17 protein-coding genes are annotated in these 14,761 nt (G+C 42.8%); 12 read left to right on the forward strand and 5 right to left on the reverse strand.

Annotation, left to right across the window (positions count from 1 at the left end; all coding sequences use genetic code 11):
* Positions 1-25: 25 nt before the first annotated feature.
* Positions 26-1,138, reverse strand: a complete 1,113-nt coding sequence (locus M3234_RS20485) for a metallophosphoesterase (protein WP_262306488.1) — start codon at positions 1,136-1,138, stop codon at positions 26-28.
* 236 nt (positions 1,139-1,374) lie between these two features.
* On the opposite strand from M3234_RS20485, the gene M3234_RS20490 reads away from it, so the two are divergent.
* From M3234_RS20490 to M3234_RS20520, 7 genes are all read left to right on the forward strand, one after another.
* Entirely contained in the window at positions 1,375-1,689 is a 315-nt protein-coding gene (locus M3234_RS20490) for a hypothetical protein (protein WP_262306489.1), read from the forward strand.
* Between the two features lie 281 nt (positions 1,690-1,970).
* The gene (locus M3234_RS20495) at positions 1,971-2,645 is read left to right on the forward strand and encodes a CobW-like GTP-binding protein (protein ID WP_262306490.1); all 675 of its coding nucleotides are present in this window, start codon (positions 1,971-1,973) and stop codon (positions 2,643-2,645) included.
* Positions 2,646-2,650: 5 nt separating this feature from the next.
* Positions 2,651-2,881: a 4Fe-4S dicluster domain-containing protein gene (locus tag M3234_RS20500; RefSeq protein ID WP_262306491.1), complete on the forward strand. Its 231-nt coding sequence runs from the start codon at positions 2,651-2,653 to the stop codon at positions 2,879-2,881.
* Positions 2,882-2,895: 14 nt separating this feature from the next.
* Positions 2,896-3,960 carry a 3-methyl-2-oxobutanoate dehydrogenase subunit VorB gene (locus M3234_RS20505; RefSeq protein WP_262306492.1) on the forward strand — a complete coding sequence of 355 codons (1,065 nt, stop codon included), beginning with the start codon at positions 2,896-2,898 and terminating at the stop codon, positions 3,958-3,960.
* The gene (locus tag M3234_RS20510) at positions 3,957-4,712 is read left to right on the forward strand and encodes a thiamine pyrophosphate-dependent enzyme (RefSeq protein WP_262306493.1); all 756 of its coding nucleotides are present in this window, start codon (positions 3,957-3,959) and stop codon (positions 4,710-4,712) included. Before M3234_RS20505 ends, M3234_RS20510 begins: the two co-directional genes overlap by 4 nt.
* Before the next feature lie 15 nt (positions 4,713-4,727).
* Entirely contained in the window at positions 4,728-5,276 is a 549-nt protein-coding gene (locus M3234_RS20515) for a 2-oxoacid:acceptor oxidoreductase family protein (RefSeq protein WP_262306494.1), read from the forward strand.
* Positions 5,277-6,106: 830 nt separating this feature from the next.
* The gene (locus M3234_RS20520; protein ID WP_262306495.1) at positions 6,107-6,448 is read left to right on the forward strand and encodes a cupin domain-containing protein; all 342 of its coding nucleotides are present in this window, start codon (positions 6,107-6,109) and stop codon (positions 6,446-6,448) included.
* A gap of 95 nt (positions 6,449-6,543) precedes the next feature.
* Here the strand turns inward: M3234_RS20520 and M3234_RS20525 are convergent, their stop codons facing one another.
* Positions 6,544-8,703, reverse strand: a complete 2,160-nt coding sequence (locus M3234_RS20525) for an MMPL family transporter (protein WP_262306496.1) — start codon at positions 8,701-8,703, stop codon at positions 6,544-6,546.
* A 213-nt stretch (positions 8,704-8,916) separates the two neighbouring features.
* Here M3234_RS20525 and M3234_RS20530 point away from each other — a divergent pair, with 213 nt between their 5' ends.
* From M3234_RS20530 to M3234_RS20540, 3 genes are all read left to right on the forward strand, one after another.
* Positions 8,917-9,861, forward strand: coding sequence for a sugar-binding transcriptional regulator (locus M3234_RS20530; protein WP_262306497.1), 945 nt, complete (start codon positions 8,917-8,919; stop codon positions 9,859-9,861).
* Positions 9,862-9,996: 135 nt separating this feature from the next.
* Entirely contained in the window at positions 9,997-10,671 is a 675-nt protein-coding gene (gene deoC, locus M3234_RS20535; RefSeq protein ID WP_262306498.1) for a deoxyribose-phosphate aldolase, read from the forward strand.
* A gap of 19 nt (positions 10,672-10,690) precedes the next feature.
* Complete coding sequence (locus M3234_RS20540) at positions 10,691-10,861, forward strand: XapX domain-containing protein (protein ID WP_262306499.1); 171 nt, start codon at positions 10,691-10,693, stop codon at positions 10,859-10,861.
* 104 nt (positions 10,862-10,965) lie between these two features.
* Here the strand turns inward: M3234_RS20540 and M3234_RS20545 are convergent, their stop codons facing one another.
* Both M3234_RS20545 and M3234_RS20550 read right to left on the reverse strand, forming a co-directional pair.
* Positions 10,966-11,964 (reverse strand): inorganic phosphate transporter, encoded by a 999-nt coding sequence (locus M3234_RS20545; RefSeq protein WP_262306500.1) that lies wholly within the window; start codon positions 11,962-11,964, stop codon positions 10,966-10,968.
* 11 nt (positions 11,965-11,975) lie between these two features.
* The gene (locus M3234_RS20550) at positions 11,976-12,593 is read right to left on the reverse strand and encodes a DUF47 domain-containing protein (protein ID WP_066316577.1); all 618 of its coding nucleotides are present in this window, start codon (positions 12,591-12,593) and stop codon (positions 11,976-11,978) included.
* Between the two features lie 351 nt (positions 12,594-12,944).
* On the opposite strand from M3234_RS20550, the gene M3234_RS20555 reads away from it, so the two are divergent.
* A complete protein-coding gene (locus M3234_RS20555; protein ID WP_262306501.1) occupies positions 12,945-13,199 on the forward strand; it encodes a GlsB/YeaQ/YmgE family stress response membrane protein in 255 nt (84 codons plus the stop codon).
* Between the two features lie 39 nt (positions 13,200-13,238).
* On the opposite strand, the gene M3234_RS20560 is transcribed toward M3234_RS20555, so the two are convergent.
* Positions 13,239-14,162 carry an RluA family pseudouridine synthase gene (locus M3234_RS20560; RefSeq protein WP_262306502.1) on the reverse strand — a complete coding sequence of 308 codons (924 nt, stop codon included), beginning with the start codon at positions 14,160-14,162 and terminating at the stop codon, positions 13,239-13,241.
* A gap of 111 nt (positions 14,163-14,273) precedes the next feature.
* Here M3234_RS20560 and M3234_RS20565 point away from each other — a divergent pair, with 111 nt between their 5' ends.
* Positions 14,274-14,672 (forward strand): YhcU family protein, encoded by a 399-nt coding sequence (locus M3234_RS20565; protein ID WP_262306503.1) that lies wholly within the window; start codon positions 14,274-14,276, stop codon positions 14,670-14,672.
* The last annotated feature ends 89 nt before the right edge of the window (positions 14,673-14,761 follow it).

Raw genomic sequence — 14,761 nt, forward strand, 5'->3', positions numbered from 1 at the left:
AACCATCATTATTAACTTCACCTTATCAGAACCCTAATTTTCTAATTGTGTTTACGGTTTCCTGGTGTTCAGACCTTAACAACTGAAATAGTAGCTTATCTGTTTTTACAAGGGATTTGCCATCATCATCGGCAATCGGGCGAACGTGTGAAATCCCGTTTACCACCTTCCATTTTCCAGCCATTTGTTTGATTTTCAAATCAATGATGCCGAGATGACTGCCAAATGCCCCAGCCATGACAACGGGCTTGCCTCTTATTTCTCCGGTTTCCAAGTTCGTATTCGGCAATTTTTGATAAGCCGGTCCGGGAAAAATGCTGTGGGAATGCCCGGCAAGGATGGCATCGATCCCCGGAATTTTTGTCAAATAGTAGACCGCGTTTTCGGTATCGGGAGAATAAGCTTCCGCACTGATGCCGGTATGGGCTAGGGCAATGATGATATCCGCGCCCTCGGTCTTCATAATCGGGACATATTCATTGGCCGCATCCACAATCGGCTTTGGAAACACCCTTCCTTCCAGATTTGTTTTATCCCATTTCATGATTTGAGGCGGCATTAACCCGATTACTCCTATTTTCAATTCATGGGCATCTCCATTCAAGTCCGTAAATTTCCTTTTTAAAATCACATATGGATTAAAATAAGGGGTATTTGTCTTTAGTGAAATCACATTGGCATTAATCACCGGCATGTTCGCGCCTCTTAATGCGGCATTTAAAAATTTCAATCCATAATTAAATTCATGGTTGCCAATCGCAATCGCATCATAGTTTAAGTGATTAAAAGCGCGGTAAACGGGGTGAATCTTCCCTTTATGAATCCCTCTGATTCTTGCTAAGTATTCCCCTAGTGGATTTCCCTTCAGGTGATCACCTACATCAAACAACAACGAATTCTTGACTTCCTTTCGGGCCTTCCGAATGAGCGTCGCCGTTTTAACCAGGCCAATTCGGTTATTTTCCCTTGATAGATAATAATCATAATTGATTAAATCTGCATGCAAATCGGTTGTTTCCAAAAGCCGTAATTCGATGATTGGTTGGGCGGCGGCAACTTTGGCAATAAAATAAGAATTAGGAGAATGCCAAACGAAAAGAATAAGGAGCAAACAGACTAGGATGGTTTTTTTATACAAGGGTAAACCTCCTCAAGCTTTCGTGGTAGGTTCCAATAGTATTTGTTGTATTATGGCAATTATTAATTAAAAAAGGGGGATTATCATTTTCGTATCATCCGTTTTTAAAAAAGCGGCAAATGGACAGAAATTTGTCAAAAACATATGAATAAATCGTGAAAAAACTAGTTTTCATCATTAATAAAGGGATTAATTTTATATAATGATGGTAGTTAAAATTGGAGGGGAAATTGGGCATGAATATTACAACAATTATTGAATTAGAAAACCAGGAAGTTGAAGCCATTGCCGGTGCAAAATTGGTGTTCGCCCAAGAACAGATCGAAGAAAATATTATTGAAACCTGTGTTGAATGCTTCCAAATCGAGGGGTCTGAAGAGAAGATTTCTACTGATGAAGCAATGGAAATAGTATTTAAAGAGTTGCAGCAAAAAGGAGTTATTCCTGAAAAAGTAGAAGACTTTTCCTTTGAGATGCCATCCTGTGAAAGATTGAAAAGTAACCAGATTACTGAACTGCCACAAAAGGTGATTATTTCATTTATGTCGTAAAGTGAAACTTCCATCAGTGGGGGTTATTTTCATCCCCCACTGATGGTTAATTGAACCAATCGGACCTATACGGGCAGTTGTCCCCAGGACTTACTGCCCGTTAAGGTGGTGTAAAGAAGTTCTTCGGAGCTTCTTTCTCTTTATCTGCAAGTTCAGGGTGTGACTTAAGTCAACGCAGACAGAGCGGCGGTATTTTATAATAGCCTTAAAGAAAATAATGGTTATTTTGGGTTTTGGTTTGTAAACGCTTACAATAAATGTGAAGGGAGTGAGTGTCCCAGTTGGATTCCAATAGAGTTGTCATTTTTACGGGTCACTTCGGCAGCGGCAAAACAGAACTAGCGATTAATCATGCTTTATCCGAACGGAAACAGCATGAGAAGGTAGCGATCAACGATTTGGACATCATTAATCCGTATTATCGGTCGCGTGATGCCGCCGCTATTTTTCAAGCACATGATGTGGAATTAATTGCCCCGCAAAGCCGGTTGGCGACATCTGACCTTCCGATTGTTTCTGGTGAAATTTATCGTGTGCTCCATGACCCGCGCTATCGCCTGATCATAGATGCAGGGGGCGATAAGGACGGTGCGATTGCACTTGGACAATATTATCATGAATGGAAGGATCTGTGTCCTAAAGTTTGGTTTGTCCTGAATGCTAATCGGCCATATGTCAGTACGCTCGAGGGGGCGTTACACACTGTGGCACAAATTGAAAAAGCCTCCCGCCTGAAAGTGACAGGTGTGATTAACAATTCAAATATCGGTTTGGAAACAACGATGGATGATATTTTAAAAGGTTTGGAGTTAAGTAGGAGGCTTGCCGAAAACCTCAATGTCCCTTTTTTATATACAACCATTTCCAAACATTTAAAAAATCAAGCTGAGGATTTTGCCAAAGATTATAAAGTTGTCTTTATCGATCGGTTTATGAAACTACCTTGGGAAGGGTGAGTTCCGTGGAAAAACGGGTTGTTTTTAATGAAGATATTTGCAAATCGTGCGGACTTTGTGTCCAGGTTTGTCCAACAAATGTTATTTTTCTGGCAGACTATTTAAACGGAAAAGGCTACCGTCCGGCGTGCGTGGTTGACCAGGAGCATTGCATCAGCTGTGCCAAGTGCGCTCAGGTATGTCCGGATAGTGTCATCTCTGTATACCGGCCTGTGAAGGTTCTGCAAACTGTGTGAGGGAAGTGATTTTTATGGGGAAAGTGTTGATGAAAGGAAATGAAGTGATTGCCGAGGCGGCTGTTCATGCCGGCTGTAAATATTTCTTTGGCTACCCAATAACGCCGCAAAGCGAGCTTGTCGCCTACATGGCCAGACGGCTCCCAGAGGTGGGCGGTTTGTTCCTGCAGGCCGAAAGCGAAATTGCAGCCATCAATATGGTGTATGGGGCTGCAAGTGCTGGCGTCAGGGTCATGACATCCTCGTCGAGCCCGGGATTTAGTTTAAAGCAAGAGGGGATTTCTTATTTAATAGGTTCAGAGCTTCCCGCAGTAGTCGTTAATATAGCACGTGGCGGTCCTGGGTTGGGGAATATCCAACCCGCGCAATCGGATTATTTTCAGGTAACAAAGGGCGGCGGGCACGGAGATTATAATATCCCGGTGTTGGCACCGGCCAGTCTTCAGGAAATTGTTGATTTGACCCTGGAGGCTTTTGATATTGCTGACAAGTATCGGACACCTGTGATCCTACTTGGCGACGGCATGCTGGGACAAATGATGGAGCCGGTTGAGTTTGGTGAGCGTTCCGTGGTCAGGGAGTACGAGAAAAACTGGGCGACAACTGGAAGCCGAGGCGACGGCGGACCGAAGACCATTAGCTCTTTGGACCTTGATGCGGTAACGTTGGAGCGGCGTAACTGGAATTTGCAACGAAAGTTTGCGTTGATGAAGGAAAACGAGGTCCGTTATGAAACGTTTATGATTGAAGATGCGGATTATATTATGGTTGCGTTTGGGACAGTGGCAAGGATTACGATGAATGCGGTGAACCGAGCGAGGGAAGCAGGTGTGAAGGTGGGCTTGATTCGGCCGATTTCGTTATGGCCATTCCCGGAAAGGCCATTTATTGAAACACGCGACCAGGTGAAGGCCTATATTTCAATTGAAATGAGCGCAGGCCAGATGGTTGAGGATGTCCGGCTAGCGGTCAATGGCCATGCCCCAGTAGATTTCTTCGGTCGAACCGGAGGCGTCGTCCCAACCCAGGATGAAATTTTTGAAAAAATCGTGACAGTTGCCGGGGGTGTTTCGGTATGACAATGAAGACCGTTTTTACAAAAACAACCGGGTTAACAGATAAGCCTACTCATTACTGTCCGGGGTGCACACATGGCGTGATTCACCGCTTGGTGGCTGAGATTCTCGAGGAGATGGGCATTCTTGAAGACACGGTTGGCGTGGCCTCGGTAGGCTGTTCGGTGCTTTCCTATGAATATTTTAACTGTGATATGACGCAGGCGGCCCACGGACGGGCACCTGCTGTGGCAACCGGCGTGAAAAGGGTGCTGCCTGACCGCTTTGTGTTTACCTACCAGGGGGATGGCGACCTTGCCTCAATCGGCATCAGCGAGGTCATTCATGCTGCTGCCAGAGGGGAAAATATTACCGTTATTTTTGTAAATAATGCGATTTATGGCATGACCGGCGGGCAGATGGCGCCCACGACGCTGATTGGCCAGAAAACGGCGACGACCCCGTTTGGCCGCGATGCTAGAGTTCAGGGCTCGCCGATTAAGGTTTGTGAAATGATTGCAACCCTCGATGGTGCGGTCTATATCGAGCGGGTGTCGACTCATGATGTCCCACATATTGGGAAGGCCAAAAAGGCAATTCGCCGGGCATTTGAAACGCAGAAAAAAGGGTTGGGTTTTTCAATGATTGAGATCCTGTCGACTTGCCCGACCAACTGGGGGCTCGACCCTGCTGAATCATTAGAATGGGTAAAGGAGCAAATGGTTCCAGTTTATCCGCTTGGGGTTTATAAAAATAAGGCTGATGGCGGGAAATAAAGGAGGGATTGTACGATGCTCGAGGAAATGATAATTGCCGGCTTTGGGGGTCAGGGTGTCATGTCAATGGGACAGCTGATTGCTTATGCTGGAATGATAGAGGGAAAAGGCGTCTCCTGGCTGCCGTCTTATGGACCAGAACAGCGAGGCGGGACCGCAAACTGCGCTGTAGTGGTAAGCGATGAGCCGGTGGGCTCACCGGTAGTGACCAAGCCAACAACAGCGATTGTCCTGAACAACCCTTCGTTTGATAAATTTGAACCGCTCGTCCGTCCCGGCGGGCTGTTGCTTGTGAATTCTTCTTTGGTAATGAAGGTTTCCGAGCGAACGGACATTAGGATTGTCGAACTGTCGGCAACGGACTTAGCCAATGATCTGGGAAATTCCCGGGTGGCCAACATGATTTTGTTAGGGGCATTCCTTGAATTGTCTAAGATTGTCACCGAGGCTGCGATTCTTGAATCATTGAAGAAAGTACTTGGGGAAGATAAGTTACATTTAATCGAGGTCAATAAATTGGCACTGCGAAAGGGAACTGCTCTAGTGGGAGCGGGGGTAGCTTGAGATTTGATTTTTTGGGACCAGCCGCGTTGGGTTATGCGGCTGGTTTTTGGTTTTTGAAAAGGGCAATACTGAAAAAGTTAATTTGATTAGCGACCTAAACGCAAGAGAATAAAATGAAATGGGTAACCAATCAGGGTCATTGGCGACTGAAATGAAGAAAAGAAAATGAATTGGGTAGCCAATCATTGCCATTGGCTACCCAAATAACAAAAGAAACACTTTTCGGTAGACAAACACCCAATCACTTATAATAAGTCCACTGCCCATACCCAATTGCTTGAAAATTTTCTTTAAGTATCCTTGCTATCATCTTTTTAGATACTATCCCCCCACACCACTCAAACACCAAATTCGTTGTAATCTTCATCTCTGGGAAAAGCATCTTCAATTCCTGTACACCCCGCAACACAGCAGCATCCAGCGACTCCTTGGCCCCACACAACCTACACTCTACCTTATTTCCCTTTACATAAGTCGATTGCCCATGACAAGAAAAACAATTTATGATACCCTTTCGAAGACTTTCGTAACTATACTGAGGGTAGGTAGCAAACGGCGAGTCCACCAAATCCAATGACACCAGAGGTTTGGCAAGGTTCTCATGGCCTTCGTTCAGCTTTGAGTACTCCGTATTTAACTTTTTCAAAAATTTATTCACTTGTGTCGGGAGTATAACAGAATGATTTGGAGGGGCATTGTATAAGGTAAACTCGGGGCTGATATAAACCAAATAAGACTCAATAATAAAATTGAAGCCATATTTCTGATGTAATTGGCGGAACAAAGTCTCGGCACGTTGTAATTGATTCAGTGGATCACGTATTGAGCAAATGGAAAAGAATTCTGTAAAGGCTTATATGAAATACTGCGAGGATAAATTCACAAAGAGAATCATTTACAAAAAGGGCGAAATGGCCGCATTCGTTATAAACTTCTTGCCGGGGCAGGCCCTGCCAACACATAAACACCCGGGTACGGAAACATACTTGTATGTAATAACCGGTACTGGCACGATCGTCAATAACGGCACGGAAACAGAAGTGGCCGAAGCAGATCTCATCCATGTAAACAGCGAAGAGGAAATGTCGTTCAAAAATAGCGGCTCCAAGCCGGTCAGCTTATATGTAATCTTAAGCAAAATTCCTAACGAGAACTACGCAAAAAACATCTAACATAACAAAAAGCCAGCCCAATCCCATCAGGCTGGCTTTTTCCATGCATCGCTGCATGTTGATTTTCAAGCCCAAACCCATCAGGCTGGCTTTTTTCAATGCTCCGCAGTATGTTTGTTTTTAAGCCCAAAAAACCACCAGTTCCAGTCGCCCAGCAGCTTCATTAATGAAGGGACCAACACCATCCGCACAATCGTTGCATCGATAAAAATAGCAATGGCAATGCCGACACCCAATTGCTTAATTGGCATGACCCCGGTAAAAGCGAAGGCTCCTGTTACGACAATCATAATCGCTGCTGCCGAGGTAATGATTTTACTTGTGTAGGTTAATCCGGAAATGGTTGCTTCTGTATTATTGCCCGACTGCAAATAAAACTCCTGAATCCGAGAGATGAGAAACACTTCGTAATCCATCGACAGCCCAAACACCAAGGTAAATACAAACACTGGCAGAATCAATCCGATATTAACCGGTTCCATGCCCAAATGACCTTCCTGGAAAATCCACACGACAATCCCAAATGTACAGCCGAGACTTAAGGCGTTCATCAAAATGGCCTTCAATGGAATTAGTATCGAACGAAACGCAACCATGAGAATCACCAGCGTCGAAATCATAATTAACAGTAAACCATATGGCGCCTTGTCAATGATTTCATCAAAAATTTCTTGCTCAAATTTAATCGAGCCGCCAAATGAGGCATTCACACCCAAATCCTTCTCCGACCACTTCCTAACCCAATCCCGTGCCTTGGCAGTGTGGCCGCCTGTTTTTAAATACACCTCAACAAGCATTTTGTCTTCCCGGACAAAGTGACCCAACAAAGGGGTAAGCTGGGCTTTATCGCCGAAGCTCAGCAGCTGCGCAAACTGGTCTAGATCTCTAACCCCTAATGCCGAAAACACCGAGTCCACAGAGTAAACAAGCGAGTCCTTCTCGAGTCGTTCAATTACCCGATTTATTTTTTCAAGATTGGCCTTGTCCAACACATCTCCGTTTGTTTCTAGAATGATCGATACCTTTTTGTCATTGCGTTTTTCTTTTTCAAAAAAATGATCTTGAAACTTTTCCATGGCGACCCGGGAAGGATATTCAGGGGGAAGTGAATCTGTGCCCGGGATGGTTAACGTCATTTCCCGGACAGGCACCAGTCCCGCCAGCAAAATTGCTAACGCCAAAACTGCCATTAGCACCGGCCGCTTCATGACAAACTTAGCGAATGCATGCCAAGCGCTGGTCCCCTTGTCTGATATCCGTAAAACGCTAAACTTATTGATTCGCGGCCCCAAGAATGCTAGAAAGGCCGGAAGAAAGGTTAAGGCACAGAGGACAGATACCAACACGACTGTCATCCCGCCGAGGGCGACATTTTGAAATATATCAATTTGGATAAACCATAGTCCAGATAACCCAAGAAATACACAAAGTCCGGAAAAAATAATCGAGCGGCCTGCCGTGGCAACAGAAATCCCGATTGCCTCCTCAATCGATTTACTTCTCAGTTCTTCCTTATACCGATTGATAAACAGCAATGCGAAATCGATACTCAGTGCTAGGCCAATCATCGGGACGATATTTAAGATGAAAATAGTTAAATCAGCACTATAGCTGAAGAAATAAACAACTCCCATTGTTGCTAAAATTGACACAACACCGATAATAAGCGGGAGCGAAGCAGCTACAAGACCGCCGAAGGCAAGAATCAGTATCAACAGGGCAATCGGCATCCCAATCATCTCAGCCTTGGCCAAATCCTTCTGGCTGGCGGTATTTAAATCTTTGACGATCACCGGTTCGCCAGTCATTGTCACCTTCAGGCCTTTATCGCTTTCTAGCAACCCTCCCAAATCACTTATTTCATTCCCAAGGTTTTCTGACTTTTTATCAAAGGTCAGCAGTCCATAGGCATAATTTCCTTTGATCATCCCTTCACGGTCAAAGGGTGTGATGACCTGCTTTGCGTCAACAAAATTCCTAAGCCTTTTAATAGTGCTTTCGATAAACTCAATAAATTTCTCATCACTGACGGACGTTTCTTTTTCAAAAACGAGGATAATCGACGATTTTGCTTGGCCGAATTCGTCCTCGAGGATTTTCCTTGTTTGATTATATTCTCCGTTGAATTCGAAACCGTTGCCGCTTAATACAGCGGGCAGTTTAATGGCGAAAAATCCAAACATGATAATGGCCAAAACCCAAACAATCAGTACCCATTTGTAGTGCCTGCTTATGTATACTCCTAATTTTTCCATCCCATCGCCCCCCAATTCTGGAAACTTTTTTATCCATGTTAAGTATACAGAAGAATGGAATCATAAATTAGACTATTTTGTGTCCCTTTTAAAAAAGAAACTTTTATAAAGATTTCCCCTTATGGACATTGATGATGCATTTTGAAATAATGTTCACCACGTTTTTGACAAATGTTATAATAAAGGCAATCAAAAGAAATTCAGGTGATGGCATTGGATCAGGATAAATTAAATAAGGTCATTGAAGCGGCCAAATTATACTATCTACTGGACTATAATCAGCATGAGATCGCCAATATCCTAGGTGTTTCCAGACCTACTGTATCACGATTATTGCAGCAGGCAAAAAGCGAAGGGATTGTCCAAATTACTATTACGGACCCAACTGAAAATGTGGAAAACCTGGCAAGCGAGCTTGAGCATAAGTTCAACTTAAAAAAGGCGATTGTTGCCTCGATTCCGCAATATGAAAACCATATTATTAAAAATTATCTAGGGGAAAAAGCAGCGGGATTCCTCGATGAAATTGTCAAGGACAATGATATTATCGGGGTGACTTGGGGGACTACGCTTTACCATGTTGCCATTGAGTTAAAGCAGAAATTTGTAAAAGACGTGAAGGTTGTGCAATTAAAAGGCGGAGTAAGTCATTCGGAGACGAATACTTATGCATCTGAAATACTGTATTTGTTTGGAAAGGCCTTTAATACTGCTCCTCACAATCTGCCGCTGCCGGCTATTGTTGACCATGTGGTGGTGAAACAAGCAATGAAGGCCGACCGCCATATCAGAAGAATATTGGAGCTTGGGAAGCAGGCAAATATTGCTTTATTTACAATTGGCCCAGTGAAAACGGACTCGTTATTATTTCAATTGGGTTATTTTACAGACAGCGACATCCAATCGCTCGAAGGAAAAGCAGTTGGCGATATTTGTTCCCGATTTTTTGATAAAGAGGGAAGGATCTGTAATGAAAGCCTAAATGAAAGAACGCTTGGGGTGAACTTGAATGATTTAAAAAACAAGGATTTTTCGATATTGGTGGCCGGCGGTCCAAATAAAATTGATGGGATATACGGGGCGCTAAAGGGCGGCTTTGCCAATGTACTGATTACCGACCACTATACTGCGAAATTCTTGTTGGGTAAAAAAGAATAAAATGGGCATTTTTGTGTCTTGTGCAAAAGAAAAATTATCATATGTTCATTTACTGATTTACAAATGTTCACATGCTTTGATATAGTTATTTTGGTTAAACTAACGGTAACTTTAAAAAATGGGGGGCAATGAAACATGAGCCAAAATATTGCGAAAATGATCGACCATACATTGTTAAAAGCAGATGCCACAAAAGAGCAAATCATTAAACTAGCCAAGGAAGCAAAAGAGTATTCCTTTGCTTCTGTTTGTGTAAACCCGACATGGGTTAAGACAGCCGCCGAGTTACTTAAAGATACGCCGGATGTTAAGGTTTGTACGGTTATCGGTTTCCCGCTCGGGGCAACAACTTCTGAGACTAAAGCATTCGAAACAAAGAATGCTATTGAAAATGGCGCGACAGAAATTGATATGGTCATTAATGTTGGTGCTTTGAAGGATAAACAAGACAACTTTGTGGAACAGGACATCAGGGCTGTCGTAGATGCGGCAACAGGAAAGGCGATTGTAAAGGTAATCATCGAAACTTCACTGTTGACAGATGAAGAAAAGAAACGCGCATGTGAGCTTTCAGTAAAAGCAGGTGCAGATTTCGTTAAGACATCAACCGGCTTCTCAACTGGTGGGGCAACTGTGGAAGATATTCGTTTAATGCGTGAAACAGTAGGGCCAGAAATTGGCGTAAAGGCATCTGGCGGAGTCAGAAGCCGAGAGGATGCGCTTGCCATGATTGAGGCCGGTGCAACTAGAATTGGAGCAAGCTCAGGTGTTGCAATCAGCAAGGGTGAAATTTCCAGCAGCAATTACTAAGTAATAGTGAGGGATTGACATGAAAGAGGTACTATTAGCTCTTGTAGCAGGTTTAGTTGTTGGAATGTTATTTAGATTCTTAAAGCTGCCCTTACCTGCGCCGCCTGTATTTTCAGCTGTTGTGGGTGTATTTGGGGTTTACTTTGGAGGCGTACTCCTCGACTGGATTATGAAGATGGTTCAGCAATAACAAGCTAAAAAAAGAGGCTTTTCCGCAATATACGCGGAAAACCTCTTTTTTTGTTGCATCAAAGGTAAAAAACCCAGGGTCATGAAAATGACCCTGGGTTTTGATTAAAAGAATAAATTAAGTATGAAATAAGAAATTCCAGCAATTAGTGCAGTGATTGGCAGGGTAATGACCCAGGTAACAAGCATACGTTGTGCTGTATCCCATTTTACGCCTTTAATTCGGTGGGATGCCCCTACACCAAGAATACCAGAAGAAATAACATGGGTTGTACTGACGGGTACATGGATGTAGCTTGCCCCAAATATAACGGCAGCGCCGGTTAAATCGGCTGCAACTCCATTAATTGGCCTGATTTTCATGATCTTTCCGCCGACGGTTTTAATGATTTTCCATCCGCCAACGGAAGTGCCAAGTCCCATTGCAGTAGCACAGGAGATTTGAACCCAGGTTTGAACTTCATCTCCGCTTTGATATCCATTGGCAATTAAAGCCATTGTAATGATTCCCATTGCTTTTTGGGCATCATTAGTTCCATGGGAAAATGATTGCAATGCCGCAGTAGCGACTTGAAGGTATCTAAAATTCCGATTTGTTTTTGTTAAGTTAAAGTTTTTGAACACTACTTTAAAAATACTATAGATAATGTATCCAACCACAAAAGCCAAGACTGGCGAAAGTAGAAGAGCTTCAAGAATTTTAATAAAACCGCTATAGTTTAGCGCGTTTACTCCTTCCGCTGCAAGTGCAGCCCCGGCAATTGAGCCAATTAGAGCATGTGATGAACTGCTCGGTATACCGTAATACCATGTAAGCAGATTCCAAAAAATAGCGGCAATTAGTGCGGCGAGAATGACAACGGACCCGTTTGAAAGTGTGAATGGGTCAACGATATCCTTTGAAATCGTTTTGGCAACCCCCGTAAATGTCATAGCGCCGACAAAGTTCATAATCGCGGCCAAGAGTATTGCTTGCCGAGGTTTTAGTGCCTTTGTCGATACAGAGGTGGCAATCGAATTGGCAGTATCATGAAAACCATTGATAAAGTCAAATGATAGCGCAAATATAACAATTAATACTGTTAGGATAAGAATTAAATCCATTTGTTTACTCCTTACGCATTTTTCATGATGATGGTTTCAAGGGTGTTGGCTACAGTTTGGCAGCTATCGGCAATATCTTCTAGGTTTTCATAAATTTCCTTATATTGAATGATTCGGATTGGATCTTTTTCTACATTAAATAGATTTTTTATCGATTGTCGCAGCACGTTATCACATTTTGATTCGTAATCTTTGATTTTGATGGCATGTTCCCTGATTTGCGGAAGTTTTTTATTCGATAGCAGTTCTATAGATTTATCGATTTCATGTACGCTATTTTGAATAGCGTTGACAAATTGCATCATAAATTCATCCGCTTGGGTAATTGAATACATTTCAAACAGTGCAGCTGTAGCTTCAAGGCCATCAAGCACATCATCCATTGTCATGGCAAGATGCAGGATGTCTTCGCGTTCAATTGGGGTAATGAAGGCATCATTAAGCTCTTTAATCACCTCATGAACAAACGTATCACCCTTTGATTCGATCTCTTTCATTCTTTCTGAAAAAATTTTTAAATCGCTGACTTCCTTTAATTTGTATTCGGTAAAGAAATTGACGCCCTCTTTAAGGTTAGAGGAGATATTGTGTAACATTACCGAGAACTTGTCATGTTTTTTGAATGCCATAATAAATTAAAACCTCCAATATAATAGGTCAGAATTGGTGATGAACGAAAATAATTTTATATGATAGGTAGCGGAAAGTAAAAAGTAATTTAACTAAATTTACAAAAACTTAACATTTGAATTTTCTAATTATTAACCATGACGATAATACTTTTTACTTTTGCCAACAAATCCAAGAATATGTATGTGGTTTTAACCATAGACAGGAAATATTCTCGTAAAAAGTCTTGGCGGTGAGTAAAAAATTAATAATTGGGTAAGGTATTTAGTACAGGCAGTGCTACTGTTTGTACAGGCTCAACAGCTTAGAAATTAAGTAAATCGGTGAATACTGAAAAGGAGTGTTCTAACGTGAGCTTTATTTGGGCATTAATTGTCGGTGGAGTTATTGGATGGTTAGCCGGCCTTATCGTAGGCAGAGATGTACCAGGCGGCATTATAGGAAATATCATCGCAGGATTTGTAGGAGCATGGCTCGGACAGGCCGTTTTAGGAGACTGGGGACCAGAGGTGGCAGAGTTTGCAATCATACCTGCCATCATTGGTGCAGCAGTATTAGTTTTATTGTTAAGCTTCGTTATGCGGGCCTTCCGAAAAGCAAGCTAAAAAGGCAAAAAGCCTCCCTTCAAAATTGGGGAGGCTTTTTCAAATGGTCAACAAATCGATATTTTTAAAAATATCCGGTTCATCTTTAAACGGTGCATGACAAACAATTTTTTCTTCCGTAAAAGGATGAGTAAATTCAAGTTTGGCCGCATGCAATGCCTGCCTATGAACGACTGGTTTCCCTCCATAAAGAGTGTCCCCCAGCAATGGATGCCCGATGTGGCTAAAATGAACGCGAATTTGATGTGTTCTTCCTGTATCCAGCCAGCATTTTACATACGATAGCCTTTTAAGCTTATCTTCCATCACAACCCGGTAATGGGTGGTTGCTGCTTGTCCAGAGGGTGATACCCTTCTTCTTGTTGGATGATGGCGGTCGCGGCCAATTGCTGCTTGAATGGTACCGCGTTTTTGTTTTAATATGCCATCCACCAATGCCAAATAGGTGCGTTTTATTTTTCGCTCAACAAGTGCACGGTCGAGAATTGCTCCTGCCATGGCGTGCTTAGCAAATAGGATCGCTCCGGACGTATCCCGGTCAAGGCGGTGAATTTGCCGGATGTCGCGGATTTCTCCTTGCGACAGCAGATGAAAACAGGCGCCATTTACAAGGGTATTTGTTTCCTGTTTGGGATCATTGGGATGAGTGTTGATAAACGGCGGTTTATTGAGAACCAGCACATGGTCATCCTCAAAAAGAATTTCTAACTCCTGGAAATGCGGAGTAATATGCGTTTCTTCCGCCTCGAATAAACGAAGCTGAAGCTTTGAACCAGCAGCGAGCGGCGTTCCCCAATTGGCTGCTTCGCCATCAATTCGAACCTTTTTTTCCATTCGGAAAGTGTGAGTTAATTTTTTTGGGACCTCCCACAGATCCCGAAACAGACTTTCAATGTTTTTTCCTTGCCAAGGATCGGGGACAATGACTTGAAACCATTCTCCCATGCGGCTTGTATGAATCATGACAAATCTCACCTGCTATCCACTAATTACCACCGAAAAGGTAGGATTAGATATGGTATTCTTATCATATATAATACGACAGAAAACAGCGATGGCAAAGGTGGGTTGGTAGTGAAGATTGTTTTTGCCTCGACTCCGGGTCAGGAAGAAGAAATATGTAAGCTAGTGAGGTATATATATTCAAATATTTTTCCGCTTTATTTTTCTGATGATGATATCGATCAGTTCCAACAATTGAAAATATTGCATACCTCCGAACAGCAGCTGCAGGAATTTGGTACATTGAGGGATGCCTTTCAAGTGATGGCTAGTATCCAAACTTTGATCTCCATCCTTGAATCCCCGTTGCTTGATGATCAATATGAGGGGTTGTTTAATAAAAATGTGGCAACTCTTGAGGAGTTTGGCCTGGCATTTCCGTTTGCCTACGTACAATTTGTTGAAGCGAAAAATATGAAAAATACAATTCTGAGTATGTATACAAAAGCGGACAATGAATTACTGGTCTAAGAAAAAGCCGTCTAGGCTTTTTCTTTTTTTATGGTTAAGGTATTATAGAAAGGGATTGCTGTATACATAGGAGAATGCAAAAATTGTCG

This window comes from Neobacillus niacini, assembly GCF_023715785.1.
In the GTDB taxonomy this organism is placed as follows: domain Bacteria; phylum Bacillota; class Bacilli; order Bacillales; family Cytobacillaceae; genus Neobacillus; species Neobacillus niacini_E.